Source organism: Exiguobacterium sp. s138 (assembly GCF_018618775.1).
Taxonomy (GTDB): Bacteria; Bacillota; Bacilli; order Exiguobacteriales; family Exiguobacteriaceae; genus Exiguobacterium_A; species Exiguobacterium_A artemiae.
Genome location: NZ_JACSMW010000004.1, coordinates 80,529 through 97,190, shown reverse-complemented (window position 1 = coordinate 97,190; position 16,662 = coordinate 80,529). Strand labels below are relative to the sequence as shown.

At 47.8% G+C, this 16,662-nt stretch carries 17 protein-coding genes; 13 read left to right on the top strand and 4 right to left on the bottom strand.

Annotation, left to right across the window (positions count from 1 at the left end; genetic code table 11):
• Nucleotides 1-24 precede the first annotated feature (24 nt).
• From KNP91_RS10605 to KNP91_RS10590, 4 genes are all read left to right on the top strand, one after another.
• On the top strand, nucleotides 25-792 hold the full coding sequence (locus tag KNP91_RS10605) for a pyrroline-5-carboxylate reductase family protein (protein WP_214850050.1): 768 nt from the start codon (nucleotides 25-27) through the stop codon (nucleotides 790-792).
• A 190-nt stretch (nucleotides 793-982) separates the two neighbouring features.
• Nucleotides 983-1,540: a TetR/AcrR family transcriptional regulator gene (locus KNP91_RS10600; RefSeq protein ID WP_012371759.1), complete on the top strand. Its 558-nt coding sequence runs from the start codon at nucleotides 983-985 to the stop codon at nucleotides 1,538-1,540.
• Between the two features lie 44 nt (nucleotides 1,541-1,584).
• A complete protein-coding gene (locus tag KNP91_RS10595; protein WP_214850048.1) occupies nucleotides 1,585-4,755 on the top strand; it encodes an efflux RND transporter permease subunit in 3,171 nt (1,056 codons plus the stop codon).
• A 217-nt stretch (nucleotides 4,756-4,972) separates the two neighbouring features.
• Nucleotides 4,973-5,635, top strand: coding sequence for a C40 family peptidase (locus tag KNP91_RS10590; RefSeq protein ID WP_214767629.1), 663 nt, complete (start codon nucleotides 4,973-4,975; stop codon nucleotides 5,633-5,635).
• Nucleotides 5,636-5,697: 62 nt separating this feature from the next.
• On the opposite strand, the gene KNP91_RS10585 is transcribed toward KNP91_RS10590, so the two are convergent.
• Nucleotides 5,698-6,663, bottom strand: coding sequence for a LacI family DNA-binding transcriptional regulator (locus KNP91_RS10585; RefSeq protein ID WP_214850045.1), 966 nt, complete (start codon nucleotides 6,661-6,663; stop codon nucleotides 5,698-5,700).
• Nucleotides 6,664-6,675: 12 nt separating this feature from the next.
• Nucleotides 6,676-6,933: a hypothetical protein gene (locus tag KNP91_RS10580; RefSeq protein WP_214850042.1), complete on the bottom strand. Its 258-nt coding sequence runs from the start codon at nucleotides 6,931-6,933 to the stop codon at nucleotides 6,676-6,678.
• A 172-nt stretch (nucleotides 6,934-7,105) separates the two neighbouring features.
• Between KNP91_RS10580 and KNP91_RS10575 the strand changes: the two genes are divergently transcribed.
• On the top strand, nucleotides 7,106-7,564 hold the full coding sequence (locus KNP91_RS10575) for a MarR family winged helix-turn-helix transcriptional regulator (RefSeq protein WP_012371754.1): 459 nt from the start codon (nucleotides 7,106-7,108) through the stop codon (nucleotides 7,562-7,564).
• Nucleotides 7,565-7,680: 116 nt separating this feature from the next.
• Nucleotides 7,681-8,313 carry an NAD(P)H-dependent oxidoreductase gene (locus KNP91_RS10570; RefSeq protein ID WP_012371753.1) on the top strand — a complete coding sequence of 211 codons (633 nt, stop codon included), beginning with the start codon at nucleotides 7,681-7,683 and terminating at the stop codon, nucleotides 8,311-8,313.
• Between the two features lie 50 nt (nucleotides 8,314-8,363).
• Here KNP91_RS10570 and KNP91_RS10565 read toward each other — a convergent pair whose 3' ends face one another.
• Nucleotides 8,364-9,086 (bottom strand): WecB/TagA/CpsF family glycosyltransferase, encoded by a 723-nt coding sequence (locus KNP91_RS10565; RefSeq protein WP_214767631.1) that lies wholly within the window; start codon nucleotides 9,084-9,086, stop codon nucleotides 8,364-8,366.
• Between the two features lie 80 nt (nucleotides 9,087-9,166).
• Here KNP91_RS10565 and KNP91_RS10560 point away from each other — a divergent pair, with 80 nt between their 5' ends.
• On the top strand, nucleotides 9,167-9,826 hold the full coding sequence (locus tag KNP91_RS10560) for a uracil-DNA glycosylase (RefSeq protein WP_012371751.1): 660 nt from the start codon (nucleotides 9,167-9,169) through the stop codon (nucleotides 9,824-9,826).
• 54 nt (nucleotides 9,827-9,880) lie between these two features.
• Here KNP91_RS10560 and KNP91_RS10555 read toward each other — a convergent pair whose 3' ends face one another.
• Nucleotides 9,881-10,687, bottom strand: a complete 807-nt coding sequence (locus KNP91_RS10555; RefSeq protein WP_012371750.1) for a Cof-type HAD-IIB family hydrolase — start codon at nucleotides 10,685-10,687, stop codon at nucleotides 9,881-9,883.
• Nucleotides 10,688-10,812: 125 nt separating this feature from the next.
• On the opposite strand from KNP91_RS10555, the gene KNP91_RS10550 reads away from it, so the two are divergent.
• The 6 genes from KNP91_RS10550 to KNP91_RS10525 all read left to right on the top strand — a co-directional run bounded on the left by KNP91_RS10550 (nucleotide 10,813) and on the right by KNP91_RS10525 (nucleotide 16,610).
• Nucleotides 10,813-12,075 (top strand): hypothetical protein, encoded by a 1,263-nt coding sequence (locus KNP91_RS10550; protein ID WP_251136009.1) that lies wholly within the window; start codon nucleotides 10,813-10,815, stop codon nucleotides 12,073-12,075.
• A gap of 24 nt (nucleotides 12,076-12,099) precedes the next feature.
• Nucleotides 12,100-12,792 carry a response regulator transcription factor gene (locus tag KNP91_RS10545; RefSeq protein WP_012371748.1) on the top strand — a complete coding sequence of 231 codons (693 nt, stop codon included), beginning with the start codon at nucleotides 12,100-12,102 and terminating at the stop codon, nucleotides 12,790-12,792.
• Entirely contained in the window at nucleotides 12,789-14,174 is a 1,386-nt protein-coding gene (locus KNP91_RS10540; protein ID WP_012371747.1) for a sensor histidine kinase, read from the top strand. Before KNP91_RS10545 ends, KNP91_RS10540 begins: the two co-directional genes overlap by 4 nt.
• A gap of 97 nt (nucleotides 14,175-14,271) precedes the next feature.
• Entirely contained in the window at nucleotides 14,272-14,649 is a 378-nt protein-coding gene (locus tag KNP91_RS10535; RefSeq protein WP_214850037.1) for a DUF1499 domain-containing protein, read from the top strand.
• Nucleotides 14,646-16,073: a dihydrolipoyl dehydrogenase family protein gene (locus tag KNP91_RS10530; protein ID WP_214766449.1), complete on the top strand. Its 1,428-nt coding sequence runs from the start codon at nucleotides 14,646-14,648 to the stop codon at nucleotides 16,071-16,073. The genes KNP91_RS10535 and KNP91_RS10530 overlap by 4 nt, the downstream gene beginning before the upstream one ends.
• Nucleotides 16,074-16,076: 3 nt before the next feature.
• Nucleotides 16,077-16,610, top strand: a complete 534-nt coding sequence (locus tag KNP91_RS10525; RefSeq protein ID WP_012371744.1) for a DUF420 domain-containing protein — start codon at nucleotides 16,077-16,079, stop codon at nucleotides 16,608-16,610.
• Nucleotides 16,611-16,662 lie beyond the last annotated feature (52 nt).

Here is a 16,662-nt window from a genome sequence, read left to right as displayed (position 1 = left end):
CTTTTTTTGTTGGGAGGCAATCAAATGAATATTTTAATGGTAGGAGCAGGTTCGATGAGTGAGTCGTTAGTCAAAGGCTGGCTGGATTCCGGTATATCTCCTCAAACGATCACGATGACCAATCGAGCGGACCGATCGCGTCTATTTGCTCTGGCGGAGCAGTACGGTGTCCGGACGACGACTGAGGAACAGGTGAATCAATTTGATGTTGTCGTTCTGGCCATGCAGCCGGACGGAGTGCTCGACTACATCAAACGACAAACTTTTACGGATCAACTGGTCGTGTCCGTCGCCGCGCACATTACACCGGCAGAAATCGAAGCACATATTTCATGTGGTGCCGTCTGCGCGATGCCGAATACACCGGTCGCATTTCGGACAGGGATGATCGGACTTTGGTTTGGTGACCTTGTATCGGACGAGAAAAGACAACAGGCGACGGCATTGTTTGAACGCGTGGGTGAGACGGTCGAAACAAATGCGGCGACGATGCCGTATCTGATGGCAGCAGCAGGGTGCAGTCCCGCATTCTTCTATGAAATCGTCGGCGCGATGACACCTGTGTTGACGAAAGCCGGTTTCGATGCGTCTTCTGCCCGGAGAATCATCGCCCAGGCGATGAAAGGATCAGCGGAACTGCTGTTGCATGAAGAACGTCCGACAGAAGAACTGATCAAGGATGTGGCAGCACCGGGTGGCCCGACGGATCGTGGAGTCCGTGTGTTGCGTGAACATGACTTGGCACAAGCGATGTATGAGGCTTTGATGGAGAGCGCTCGCGAAAAAAATTAAAAAATCATCCGAAACGCCCGCCGCTTCTTGATTAAAAGAGAAACGGCGGACGCTTTTAAATAGAGTTGCTTCGAGTGAAATAAAGCGTTTCACGTGAAACATGGATTTAATCTTGCAAAGCGTAACAGAACTTCGTATATTTAAAAAAGAAACCGTCCAGACGGTACAGTAAAATGAAGGGAGAAAGGTTATGGTCAGTACAAAAGCGTTAGAAACACGACGTCGGATTACGGATGCGACCGTTCAAGTCATGCTGACCCAAGGATTTCCGCAACTGACACTTGAAGAAGTGGCGAAACAGGCGAATGTCTCGAAAGGCGGGCTATTGTATCATTTTTCTTCAAAAGAAGAATTGTTGATGGGTGTGATCGAAGAACAGGAACGGCGTCAGTTCCAGCAGTATCAGACGTATCTCGGACAAGGGTTTGGTCCGATGGAAGCTTTCGTCATGCTGCAGGCACAGCGGGATGAAGAGTTTTGTCTCGATATTGACACGGTATTATTTTTATTGTCCCTGTTAAAGGAAAATGCCGCTTTCGTGGAAGAACGAAAAAAGCAGGTCCATCAATTTTTTGATCACTTGATGGAACAGGCAGATCCTGTCGAAGCGATGATGATCCGTTTTACACTGGACGGCTTGAAAATGTCGGAACATTTTCAGTTTGGTCAGCCCGCATCTGACGTACGGCAAGCCTTGATTGAACGTTTATTAAAACAAGCACGTAAGATTGATCAAGCAGCGAAGTAACAAGATGGAATTGAAAAAGAAGAGAGAGAAGGCGGATTTTTACCATGAAGCGTATCATTCAATTTTCAGTCAATAATAAGTTTGCTCTTTGGTTACTGACGATTATCATCACAGTTGCCGGAATTTATGCCGGAACGACGATGAAACTCGAGACGTTGCCGGACATAACGACACCAACTGTGTCTGTGACGACGATTTATCCGGGTGCAACACCAGAACAAGTACTCGATGAGGTCAGTCGTGAACTTGAAAGTAAGGTCGAGAATCTTGGCGGAGTCGAAACCGTCCGCTCGTCCTCTTTCCAGAATGCTTCAAATCTACAAATCGACTACAGCTTCAGTACAGACATGGACGAAGCGGAACAAAAAGTCAAAGAAGCATTAGCTAATGTAGATTTACCGGAAGGCGCACAGGAACCTCAAGTTTCGCGTATTTCATTTGATGCTTTCCCGATCACCGGCTTTGCTGTATCGGACGAAAACCGTTCCTTATCCGATTTGACGAAACTGGTCGAAAACGAACTCCAACCGAAACTTGAAGGAATCGAAGGAGCACAGACGGTTCAAATCGCCGGTCAGGAAATCCGTCGAATTGAGATTCGATTTGATGAGAAGAAACTGCAACAGTACGGATTGACGGAAGAGAACGTCAAACAACTGATTCAAGCAAATGATTCCCGCTTAGCTCTCGGGTTATATGAATTAGGCGATAAAGAACAGGCAGTCGTACTCGATGGAAAGGCCACAACGGTCAACGAGTTAAAAAATCTCCGTTTGCCATACACGCCACAAGCAACACCAGACGCAGGACAAGGACAGACGCCAACACCTGCATCAGGATCAGGTACAGGACAAGGACAGTCACCTGCATCATCTGCACCGACAGCAACGGCAGGACAAACGCCGGCTACTGCAACACCGACGCAAGTTCCGACCGTCAAATTGTCACAACTGGCGACGATTGAAGACAAAGGAATCGAAGAATCGATTTCCCGGTCGAACGGGGAACGTTCAATCGGCGTCCAGGTAACGAAATCACAGGATGCCAATACCGTCGAAGTCGTCAATGCGGTCAAAGAGACGATTAAAGACTTTGAGAAAGAGAACGACGGCGTCAAAGCATCGGTCACGCTTGACCAAGGGAAGCCGATTGAAGAATCTGTCTCGACGATGATCAGCAAAGCATTGATTGGTGCCTTGTTCGCGGTCGTCATCATTCTCTTGTTCTTACGGAACTTCAAATCAACAATCATTGCGGTCATTTCGATTCCATTATCCCTGCTGATGGCGATTTTGGTCTTGAAACAGTTGGACATCTCACTCAACATCATGACGCTTGGGGCGATGACAGTTGCGATTGGTCGAGTCGTGGATGATTCGATTGTCGTCATTGAAAACATTTACCGTCGATTGACGGATCCGACTGAACCATTAAAAGGGAAGGCGCTCATCATTGAGGCAACACGTGAAGTCTTCATTCCGGTCGCTTCATCGACAATCGTCACGATTGCCGTCTTCCTGCCGCTCGGATTCGTTACAGGATTTGTTGGTGAACTGTTCCTTCCGTTCGCCTTGACGGTCGTCTTTGCACTCTTTGCCTCATTGATCGTAGCTGTAACGGTTGTTCCGATGTTTGCTGATTCACTCTTTAAACGCGGGAAGGCACCAAAACCGGAAAAAGAAGACGGTGGCAAACTTGCCAACTGGTACCGTGGTGTACTGAATTGGTCGTTGAACCATAAATTTGTCGTCTTTGGTCTCGCTGTACTGTTGCTGATCGGCAGTTTCGCGCTTGTTCCGACCATCGGTGTCAACTTCTTGAATCAAGAGAGTGAAAAAACATTTTACGTGACGTATAATCCAAAACCGGGTCAAACGTTAGATGATTCATTGAAGGCTGCCGACCTGGCAGAAGGATATTTTGAAAAGCAACGTGATGTGGATAATCTTCAATTTACAGTCGGTGGAGAAAATCCATTGAATCCCGGAAATACAAAGCAAGCTGTTTTCATTGCCCAGTATGATCCGGATACAGCTGATTTTGCAGATGTAAAACAACAGGCAATCAAACAATTGAATAAAGAGATTCCGACCGGCGAATGGAAAGAACAGGACTTCAGCGGAGGAGCGGCCTCTTCCGGTGTCTCGTATTCGGTTTATGCCAATTCGATTGAGGATCTGCAAAAGATTACACCTGAATTCGTGAAAGCGATTGAAGGCGAATCGAAATACGTGCGTAAAGTAACGACTGATTTAAAGGAGTCGTATACACAGTACACATTTGAAGTCGACCAACAAAAAGCCGCTGAATTCGGTATCTCGACAGCGCAATTGGCTCAAGGTATTGCTAATGTGCAAGGTGAAGAAAAACCACTTTCTACTATAAAAGTAGACGGTAAGGAACTCGATGTCATCGTTCCGAACGAACAGACGACATATGATTCCATCAACGATCTACAAAAAACAGATGTGACGACGCCGCTTGGTGTCCGGAAACTGTCGGATTTCGTCTCGGTCAAAAAAGGGACGACACCGGATTCACTCAGTGAGCGGGACGGTAAGCTGGTCGCGACAGTCACAGCAGAATTAAAAACAGACAAAGCAACAGAAGCTTCACAAGCAATCGATAAAACGGTCAAAAAGATTAATCTTCCGACAGGTGTCTCCTATAAAGCAGGCGGTGTGACGGAACAAATTCAGGAATCGTTCACGCAACTCGGACTTGCAATGGCAGCAGCCGTCGCGATTGTCTATCTGGTTCTTGTCGTCACATTCGGAGGCGCGTTGACACCACTTGTCATCTTGTTCTCGCTTCCGTTTGCGATCATCGGCGGGTTACTTGCCCTGTTGATTACAGGCGAAACGATTTCCGTTTCTTCGTTGATCGGTGCATTGATGCTGATCGGAATCGTCGTAACAAACGCGATTGTATTGATCGACCGTGTCATTCATAAGGAAAAAGAAGGACTCGATACGCGGGAAGCCTTGTTGGACGCGGCAGGAACACGACTTCGTCCGATCTTGATGACAGCTCTCGCGACGATTGGTGCCTTGTCACCACTGGCACTCGGTCTTGAAGGCGGCGCCTTGATTTCGAAAGGACTTGGGGTAACGGTCATCGGTGGGCTAACGAGTTCGACACTCTTGACGTTGCTGATTGTTCCGATCGTCTACGAATTCTTTGCACGCTTTCGGAAAAAGAAGTCAATGGATTAAGCAGACTTAACGTTTAATCATTTGAACAGGTTTCTTGAAACGGCTCTAAACTGCCGTTTCAAGACCTGTTTTTTTATTTGTTACAGAAGTGTTACGGGAAACTAACCCTGTTAATAAACTGTAACGCGATGGAAGAAATCAGCATGATAGGATAAAAACAATAATTATCTGATAATTTAGTTTTTTGCATAAACATATTTATAAAGGAGACAGACGGATGAAAAGTTCATTTTTAGTGCGGATCGTTGTATTGGCAACATTACTCATCAGCAGCTTCGCGGCTGTTCCACAACAAACGAAAGCCAGTACATCGAAAAAAGTTGTCGTAGCGGTCGATGTGTTGAATGTCCGGTCCAAAGCGACGACGATGGGACAAAAACTGGGTCAACTGAAACTAGGACAAACGGTAACGGTCCTCGGTAAAACAGCAAACAATTGGTATCAACTCCGGTATGCGGGAAAAAATGCGTACATAGCGGCTACATATACAAAAGCATTTAATGCCAAAGCGACAACAGGATTAACTAAAAATGGAGCAGCCGTCGTATCGGTCGCAGAAGGCTTAAAAGGACGTCCGTACGTATTCGGTGCGACGGGGCCTGTCAGTTTCGACTGTTCCGGCTTCACACGTTATGTTTACAACGCGTTAGGCAAGTCGTTACCGCGGACGGCAGCGGCACAATACGGCGCGACGAAACGAACGGCTCCCGTTGCCGGAGATCTCGTCTTCTTCACGCACGGAAGCGGAATTCAGCATGTCGGGATTGCGGTTGATGGATCGACGATGATCAATGCCAATTCCTATTACGGACAGGTCGTCAAAGAATCATTCCGGAGCGGCTACTGGGGATCGCGTTACGTTGCGGCAGGTTCTCTATAAAACAGCAAATCATTCAAAAAACCCGCTCTTGACGCATTTGCGAGACAAGAGCGGGTTTTCATCTATTCTTTGACTTTAACAGCCGTTAATCCACTCAGCAGAGCAGTCGGGATTTCGATTTGGGGATGGTCGCGCCAATTGTCGCTGATCGCGATGGAAAAGGCTTGGCGGCCGATCGTCTCATAAGGGACGGCAACCGTCGTCAGATTCAGGACGACAGCCAAATCACTGCCGTCGAATCCGATCACGGCTAAATCTTCCGGAATCCGGTAACCTTGTTTGCGAAGCTCGAGAATGATACCCGCGGCCACATGGTCACTGGAGGTTAACAAAGCACTTGGGCGACAGGATTGATTGGACCACTGCCGGGCGATGTCGGCTCCGTCCTCAATCGTCAACGCCTGTTGATAAATCCATGACGTATCTTCCGGTGACACGGTATCCTGATAGGCCTGCTTTCGGGCACGGCTGTTTGTGCTGTCAGGGCGACCAAGACAAATCCCGATCTGAGTATGCCCGAAAGACTGAAGGGTCTTTAACCCGCTTTGAAACGCGGTATAATGATTGATATAGACGGAAGAGACATCTTCATGATGCTCACAAAACACAATCGGACCGTACTGCTCGTATCGTAAAATCTCATCGACCGGCAGACTGTGGGACACGACAATCAGTCCGTCAACTTCACGTTGGGCGAGGGCTTGAAGAACCGTCTGTTCATGTGACGCAATATAGTTCGTCTGCCACGTCAAAAAACGATAGCCTTCCTCAAAAGCGCACTGGGCAATCCCTTGCAGGATGGCAGCGTAGTAGGGATGATCGACGTAAGGCAGCATGACACCGATCGTTTTCGTTTGACCGGTCGACAACTGGACAGCGGTTTGATTACGGATATAACCGAGCTTTGTGATGGCGTCCTGGACGGCCCGGCGTTTATCTTCCGCGACGTACGGATGATCATTGAGGACACGCGAGACTGTCGTCACTGAAACCTCTGCTTCACGTGCTAAGTCACGAATGTTGGTCATCAAAGGTTCCTCCTAGCTGTTGGATAATTGTTGATGGATCTTAATCCAGTCCTGTCTCGTGATCGGGCCTTCCAGCCAAGCCGAACGATCGAGTTGTTCCGAAATTCTTTGAAGCAGTTCGACCTGATGAGCTGGCGGCAAGTCCGGGAATTGATTGACCAACGTATGCTTACACAAATAGTAACCGGTCGATGTGTGCAACTGTTCAATCGCTAATTCGTAAGCAACATTTTTCTGAACGAGACGAGACAAGAATGTTTGAACTGACATGAGAAGACCTCCCTTGTAGTGTATATCAAGACTGTAAACTATGAAACGCGTTTCACGGCAAGCAAAAACTGAGAGGTCCGTCATAAAAGTGGAAAATCCGGACTGGAATTGACCAATGGAAAAAAGAGGTCTATGATTGGTTCGAATCAAGATAAAGAGGGGCGAACGTAAAATGGAATCGACAGACTCGAAGCTGGCATTAAAAATGCTCGTTGTTCTATCTCGCACAATGCATGCAGTAGCGGAACAAGTGAAAGTAGACATCAAGACCCATCAGCTGAATTTATCGGAATTTGGTGTACTGGAATTGTTGTACCACAAAGGCGATACACCACTTCAACAAATCGGCGATAAAATCTTATTAACGAGTGGCAGTGTCACGTACGTCGTGGATAAATTAGAGAACCGGGGTCTCCTGGCCCGACGATCATGCCCGACGGATCGTCGCGTAACGTTCGGAACACTGACGGAGGCGGGAAGAGAATTAATGGAAGAAACGTTCCCGAAGCACGAAGCGTTCCTCACAGACTTGTTCAGTGACCTTTCGATTCCAGAAAAAGAACAGTTGATCGATCAGCTCAAACGGATCGGTCATCGTGCAGACCATTATACACATTCAAAAAAAGCCTAATCATCCTGATTAAGCTTTTTTTGTTGCTTTCTTTGAAATCAAACTAATTGACAAAAGAAAATGGTGTTGGTATATTTACTTACAGAATTTACTTTAAATAAAAGGGAGAAATAAAAATGACTAAATTACTTTATGTAACTGTAAACCCGAAATCAACAGAACATTCATTCAGCCTTCAAGCTGGTGAAGCTTTCCTCGAAAGCTACAAAGCAGCTAACCCGAACGCTGAAGTCCAAGTTCTTGATCTATATAAAGAAGATGTCCAAGAAATCGATACAGACGTACTCAGCGCATGGGGCAAATTCGCTACAGGCGAAGAGCTTTCAGAAGTAGAAATCGCTAAAGTCGGTACAATGACGAAACACCTTGAGCAGTACATGGAAGCGGACGAATACGTATTCGTGACGCCAATGTGGAACTTCTCATTCCCAGCACGTCTTAAAATGTACATCGACAGCGTTCTTCTTGCAGGTAAAACATTTGCTTACACGGCAGAAGGTCCTAAAGGATTGATGGAAGGCAAAAAAGCGCTCCACATCCAGGCAACAGGCGGTGTCTACACTGGTTCTGGCCTCAACTTCGGCGATGACTACCTCCGTCAAGCACTTGCTTTCACTGGTGTAACAGACTACAACTCATTGTTCATCGAAGGTATGGCAATGAACCCAGAAAAAGCAGAAGAAATTAAAGAAGAAGCAATCGCAAAAGCAAAAGAACTTGGCCGTTCATTCTCAACAGTCAACGCATAAGAAACGAAAATACCCGCTGTCCGTTCAACCGGACAGCGGGTATTTTTTGTTTACAGATGCGTTTTTTTCCGTAAGACGAGAGACGCAAACAGGAGTAAATCCTTCAATTTCTCGAGTCCGCGCGGATGACTCGAAATCCGGTACAGCCATTCCAACTTTAACTGCCGGAATAATTTGGGCGCCCGTTTACTGTGACCCGACCAGACATCAAAGGCACCACCGACACCGATGAAAAGTCCGCGGTCGACCTGATCGTAAACAGAGGCAATCCATTCTTCCTGTTTCGGTGCCCCGAGAGCGACCAAAATCAAATCCGCTTCGGCCGACCGGATTGCTTTTGCGGCTTCTTCTTCCTTGCCGAATCCGTGAAAGGTTCCGACGAACTGGATATCAGGAAAACGAATCGATAATTGCTGAATCAGCGACTTCATGACTTCCGGACGACCGCCGAGCAGAAAGACACGTTTTTTTAAAGCATCGGCAGTCCGGAGCAGTTCACGGGCCGTCTCGATGCCGGGTAATGTCGTAGTGAGCGGTTTCCCCATCCGTTTACTGGCTGCCGTCACGCCGATTCCGTCAGGCGTGATGAACGTCGCTTGTTGTAAAATATGCTTGTACGCGGGATCACGCAAAGACCGTAAAACGAGTTCCGGATTAGCGGTGACGAGAAAGGCCTTTTCGTTATTGTGTAAAATCGTTTTAATATGGGTATACCAATGCGACGGTGTTGCATCGACAAAAGGCAACCCGAACAACTGAATTGTTTGAATCATCTTTATTCCACCTCATATACCATCATAGCAGAATCAGGCCGGACGAACAGGGGCTTGAGACTGAAAAAGGAGCGAACGGGATGCATACAGCCTGGCAAGAGATTTTAAAAGAAGAGAAAGAAAAAGACTACTTTATCCGGCTCTGGGATTTCGTCAAGACTGCTTACCGGGAAACGACGGTTTATCCGCCGAAGGATCGGATTTTCCATGCCTTTGACGCGGTGGCACCGCAGGATGTCCGTTGCGTCATCTTGGGGCAGGATCCGTACCACGGACCGAATCAGGCGAATGGACTGAGTTTTTCCGTCAATGACGGGGTTGCAATTCCGCCGTCCTTACGTAACATGTACAAGGAATTAATGTCCGATCTCGGATGTCCGGCACCGACGACGGGTAATCTGGAAGCCTGGTCGAACCAAGGTGTGTTTTTACTGAATACGTCCTTGACAGTCGAAGCAGGAAAAGCGGGTTCTCACGCCAAAAAAGGCTGGGAATCGTTTACGGATCGCGTCATCGAAGTGCTTGGACAACAGGAACAACCGATTGTATTCATTCTTTGGGGAAACCATGCGAAAAGTAAAAAGAGTTTGATTGATACGAATCGGCACCTTGTTCTCGAATCCGTTCATCCGAGTCCGCTTTCGGCGAGCCGCGGGTTTTTCGGCAGCCGGCCGTACTCGCAAACGAACGACTGGTTGCAGCAACAAAATCGAACACCGATCGACTGGTGTATCTCCTGACATCCCAAAAAACCAATCTACTCCGACAACAATGGAGTGGATTGGTTTTTTTGTTCAGTCCATCATGAATTTTTCGATGACGAGGGCAATGCCGTCTTCATCATTAGAGGCAGTCATGTACTGGGCTTTTTCTTTGACGGTATCGGCAGCATTTGCCATGGCAACACCAAGACCGGCCCATTCAATCATCGATAAATCATTGTTGCCGTCTCCGCATGCGATGACATCTGCCTGTTTGATCCCGAGGCGTTCAGCCAGCAACGCGAGACTTGTTCCTTTCGTCACGCCGGCCTCCGTAAATTCGAGGAAAAACGGTTTGGAGCGGGCGACGGCGAGCTCACCGGCTAACTCAAGCTGAAGTTTCAGCTCGACTTCCGCCAAACGATTTTCTTCCGCAAGCATCAAACACTTGACGACCGGTTCTGTAATGGCTGCCTTGAAGTCCGGAACCGTGATGACATCCATTCCTGTCAGTTCGCCTTCAATCGTCGAAAATTCGTTAGCCCGTTCCGTAAAAATCTCGTGCCCGACATATGTGTGGATATCGATATTTTCACGTTTACTTAAATCGTAAAGGCGATGTACGGTTTCCGGAAGAAGGGTACTGGAGAACAGGGACTCGTTTGTTTTACAGTCGATGATCGAAGCCCCGTTGAAACTCAGAATATAACTGCCGTAGCGGGCAAGTTCGAGCTCTTTTGCCAAATCAATCATCGCGTAAGTCGGACGGCCGCTCGCGAGCACGACTTTTTTTCCGCGACGCTGTGCATCGAGTAACGATTGTTTTGTTTTTGGAGAAATCGTGTGGTCGCTCGTCAATAATGTATCGTCAAGATCAAGTACAATCATTTCGTAAGCCATAAATATAAACCCCTTTCGAATATCTGTTACATCTTAACAAGTTGACTCTTCTTCCACAATATACTCTCGCTTGAAAGAGTGTGATAAAGTTTGAGAAGAGCATGTATGGAAAGGATTTAAGTCTGATGAAATATTTTATAATTTTCTTATCGACCCTATATTTGGCCGGATGTGGTCTTACACTGCCTCATCCTGCTTCCTTGCTGGAGCACCCGGCTTTACCGGAATGGGAAAAGTCATTAAAAGCAAGAATTGATACCGATTTGCCGACAGAGGCGGAAATCGTGGCGCCGCGTAATCAATCCATTTCCAGGCTGTATGAATTGATTGATTTAAACCGGGATGGGCGGGACGAAGCCATTACGTTTTACCGGATTGAACATCAGGGAGCATTTCAAATCAGAGTGTTGGTACATGAACGCCTGAAAAAGAAGTGGGTGTTGCGTGTCAGCCAGCCGATTGCGACAGGCCGATCGATTGACCAACTCCATGTCATCCTGGATGAATCCCAAAAGTCGAATCAACTGATGATTGGTGTGACGAGTCTTGAAAAGAATACCGTTTATCTCCTGAAAGATTTGATGAAGCCATCGATTCACGTTACGAAAATCGATACATATGATCGATTGACGATTGCCGATTTGAATCAGGATCGACGTCAGGATATGGTGTTGCTCAAAAAAGAACAGACGACAGAACTCATATATTATGAAGAAGCCTTAAATCCGACCAACCGGCAAGACATCACACTGCCGGTCAAAGACGGTGATTTGTTTGCGGATCATGACCTGTTTGAAATCGATACCGTCAATCCGGCCAAGAAAAAAGGGGTATTCGTCTCCTTTACCCGTGAAGCCAAGATGCATCTGCTGGTCTTTCAGCTTGAAGAAACCCGGCTGACACCCGTCCGTTGGGGTGAGACATCAGAAATCGTCGAGCCGATGTATACGTTCCCGAAAGATGTCGATCAGGACGGTGTCATCGAATTTGCGCATCAATATACGCCTGACGGAAGCATCGGACGCGCGGCCGAAGAAAAACCGCGGATTACGGCATATTACGCTTGGAATGGCGCCGACGTGCAACCATTTCTCGAAAGCGGCTTTGAACTTCGGGAAGAGCAATACATCGATCTCGAATACAATTTCGTGATGCGTTTCCCGGCAAACTGGGCGACGCGTGAAACGATTGAGAAAAAGGACAACCGGGTCCGGTTCATCAACCGGGATACCGGGACGATTGATTTTGAGCTCGAAATCATTCCGAAGACGCAATACATCGCCAGTCATCGCAAGAAAAAAATCAAAGAAGGCATTGATTACGTGTATGTCATCTCGACCAATCAATCCTATGAAGAGTACGCTGCCAACGTAGCACTCGTGGAATAAAGGAAAAAGCAGGAGGAAAATAAGATGACTAAAATATTAGTGGCCGAGGATGAACATGCGATTCGCAGTTTCATCGTCATTAATTTAAAACGTGCAGGATATGAAGTGATTGAAGCGGAGAACGGACGGGAAGCACTGGACTATTTTGAACAGCAGACGTTCGATATCCTGCTGCTCGACATCATGATGCCCGAAGTCGACGGATTCGCGGTCTGCGAACAGGCCCGCTCGAAAGATGAAGTTGTCGGCATCATCATGCTGACTGCGCGAACGCGCGAAGAAGATAAAGTCATGGGACTCAGCGTCGGGGCGGATGATTATATTGCGAAGCCGTTCAGTCCGGCTGAACTGTTGGCACGTATTCAATCCCTGCTCCGCCGGGTCGAGACGCTCCGCCGCCGGAAACAACCGCGTGAACTGGTCTCCGGACCATTTCGGATTGATCTCGGAGCGAAGCGGGTGCAAAAAGCAGGAGTCGATGTCGAAGTCACACCGACGGAATATGATTTGTTGTGCCATTTCATCAAAAATGAAGATCAAGTCATGTCGCGGGATGAGTTGCTCGATGCGGTGTGGGGCGAAAATTATTTCGGAGATCGTAAGACGGTCGACGTCAACATTCGCCGGTTGCGTCAGAAAATCGAAGAAAATCCAGCGGAACCCCAATTCATCGAGACGTTGTGGGGTCATGGCTATAAGTGGCGTAACGAAAAATGAAACGACAGATTTTGATGCGGTTCATGACGATCATCACGGTGACGGTGCTGCTCGTCATCGGAATCTTATCCTTCGTGACGTATAACTATTATTATGTGACGGCGACCGATGTCTTGAAACGACATGCGAATGCCAGTGCCGTCTTATTTGCGAACAGCGGTCTTGCCTATGATTTTCAAGATTCAGAGGCGACGATTCATGACGTACTCGATTCCTATGCCTACACGGATGCAGAAATCGAAGTCCTAGATGCGAAGGGGATTCCCCGCTATTCGTCGACGGGATTCGTCTCAAAACGAAACATGACGAAACAGGAAGTGACCCGTCTGTTGAGCGGGGGAACAATCACGAAACGTTATGATGATCCGACGACAGGGGAACATCTGCTTGAAGTGACGGAACCGATTGTTTCTTTCGGACAGACGACGGGAGCACTGCGTTATACGACGTCGCTTGCGAAAATCGATCAGCGGGTCATTGAAATTTGTTTGGCGATTCTCCTGTTAGGTGTCGTCATTTGGGGACTGGCCTACATTTATTCGTCCCGTCTCGTATCGTCGATCGTTCGTCCGATTCAGGAAGTCATCGGTGCGTCCGATCAAATTGCCAAACAGCATTATGATGTCAAAGTCAATGAAGAGTATACGTTTGAACTGGGGGAGCTGGCCCGGACGATCAACTATATGGGACAACAGATCAAACAACAGGAAACGTTAAAAGATGAGTTCATTTCCGGTATTTCGCATGAGTTGCGAACACCTTTGACCTCGATCAAAGGGTGGAGTGAAACGTTGCTCGCAGAGCCGGAACGATTGCCGGAAGAAGCCTCGCTCGGAATGGGGATCATCCATTCCGAAACCGAACGCCTGATTTCCCTCGTCGAACAGTTACTGGATTTTTCAAAGCTCGAAACGAGTCGTTTAGTTCTGTACCGGCAGGAAGTGAATCTGACGGAAGTCATCGAGACGGTGACGGCGCAACTCCGGCAAAAGCTGGAGGAGAAAAACATCCGGATCATCCGGAAATTACCGGCACAGGTCGTCGGTTTATATGATGAGAACCGTTTGAAACAGGTCTTTTTGAATTTGCTCGACAATGCAATCCGCTTTTCGCCGGTTGACGGTGAAATTACGATCCGTCTTGTCCGTTCGGAACGTGTCCTCTTTTTATCCTTCAGCGATGAAGGTCCCGGGATTCCGAAAAATCATCTCCGCCACGTGACGGAGAAGTTTTATCAGGTCCAAAAAGGGAAAGGTGGAACAGGACTCGGACTGGCGATTTGCCGGGAACTGGTGGAAGCCCATGAAGGGAAATTGTTCATCGATAACCAACCGGAAGGCGGAGCCATTGCGACCATCCTGTTGCCGGTCACGAAAGCATAACGGGAAAGTCAAATGAGAAGCGCTTTCGAAACTGAACTGGTAAAGTAAAATCAGAATCATGATTCACAGCAAGACAAAACGAATGGAGGAATCAGTCATGGCACTTGGCGTATCGAACGGCAAATTAAGTCCGCTCACAGGGAAACCGAACGCGGTATCGACACAGACGGATAAAGAAGCGTTGAAGATGACACCTTTACCTTTTCACGGAAATCTAGCAGAATCAAAATTTCAAATCATGCGGATTCTTCAAAGTCTTGAGCGGGTGAAAGTAGTCAAAGAAGATTCGACGTACATTCATGCCATCTTCTTGAGTAAAGTGTTTCGTTTTAAAGATGATGTTGAATTTTACTTCGACGAGTCTTCTCAACAAATCCATTTCCGTTCAGCTTCCCGCGTCGGCTATTCCGACTGGGGCGTCAACCGCAAACGAATGGAAGACATCTCGGCACGCTATAAGGAGGCTTCCCGATGAAAAGTTATCAGTTGGTCGTAATCGGCGGCGGAGCAGCTGGAATGACGATTGCAGCAGGGGCTGCCAGTCTCGGCGCACACGTCGCATTAATTGAAAAACATACGCATCTCGGCGGTGATTGCCTGCATTACGGTTGTGTCCCGTCAAAAGCATTGATTGAAGCGGCACACGATGTTCATGTCATGAAGCAGACAGCCGCCAAATACAATGTGACGTTGAACGGGGAAGCGGTCTACAGCAAGACGAAAGCAAGCGTTGACCGTGCCCGGAACATCATCCAGTCGCATGACGGAACAAAACGGTTTAAGGATTTAGGCGTGGATGTCTATATCGGTGAAGCCAGTTTCTTGAGTGCCAATGAAGTGGAAGTGGCGGGGCAGTTGGTCGTCGGAGAGAAATTCGCGATTTCGACCGGATCACAGCCGATTATTCCACCGATTGAGGGTCTCGATACGATTCCGTACTTAACGAATGAGACGATTTTTGAACAAACGGAACGTCCGGAACGATTACTCGTTATCGGCGGCGGTGCGATTGGCCTTGAATTATCGCAAGCTTATGCGCATCTCGGAACGGAAGTAACCGTGATTGAAGGTGCCAAATCACTGATGCCGAAAGAAGACCGCAGTATGGTCGAAGTGTTACAACGGCAAATTGAACAGGAATTGACGCTCCATTTGGATACGACGGTGACAAGTGTCCGTAAAGCGGCAAAAGGAATCGAAGTTACGGTCAAAACCGGTGAAGAGTCCCGTGTCATTGAAACGGATGCCGTCCTCGTTGCGGTCGGTCGCAAGCCGCGGATTGATGCGTTACGTCTCGACCGTGCCGGCGTCCATGTTGAAAAAGGTTATGTTCAAGTTGACGGTTCACTTCGGACGAATCAACGTCATATCTTTGCGGTCGGTGATACGATTCAATCGTTACCGTTTACGCATGTCGCAGGTCTTGAAGGAAAAACCGTCGTCACAAACGCTCTGTTCGGTTTACGGACCAAACCGGATTACCGTGCCGTTCCGTGGGTGACGTTTACGACACCGGAACTGTTCCACCTCGGACTGACGGAAGAAGAAGCCCGTCAAAAGTACAGCGACATCAAAGTCTACGAAACCGGACTGGATGAAGTCGACCGGTTTGTCATCAACGGCCGGACAGAAGGGCGTGTCAAACTGATTGCCGATAAACGCGGGAAATTGATTGGTGCCCATGCCATCGGCGAACAGGCCGGTGAATGGATGCAGGAAGTCGTGTATGCGATGGCTCGCAAAGATAAAGTCGGTCAGCTGTCACGTGTCGTGCATCCGTACCCGATCCGGGGAGCAGCCGTCCAGCGTGCCGCCGATCTTTACTGGCGTGAACGTCTGTTTGACGGTCCATTGCCAAAATGGTTAAAACGATACTTTGATTGGAAACAAGGAGAATAATACATGCAACAATCTGCTAAAAAACGTAATTTCGTTCCGGTCGTCATCCTCTTGACGCTCGTCATCAATCTGTTGGTCGCACTGTTGTTTTTTGCACCGCCTGTTCAGGTCGGTGACGGGTTTGACTGGACGCTGCTTCCTTTTTTAAACGCGATCTTTAACAGCTTTACCTTTATGCTGTTGCTCGGTGCCTGGATTTCGATTCGCCGGGGCAACCGGATCAATCACCGTCGTTTCATCGGCGGTGCCATCACGACGACGACGTTATTCTTGATTTCGTACGTGACGTATCATGCGGTCAGTGAATCAACGAAATTCGGCGGCGAAGGATTTGTCCGTCCCGTCTACTTCTTTATTCTCATTTCGCATATCATTTTGGCGGCGATTATCGTCCCGCTCGTCTTGATGTCACTCGCTCATGCCTTGAATCAAAACTTTGAGAAACATAAAAAGTGGACCCGTTTTACAATGCCGCTTTGGTTATATGTCAGTCTGACGGGTGTCATCGTGTATGTGATGATTCGTCCATATTATTAAACAGCACGTTAAAACAGGCCCATTCCGATTTTTTTCGGAGTGGGCCTGTTTT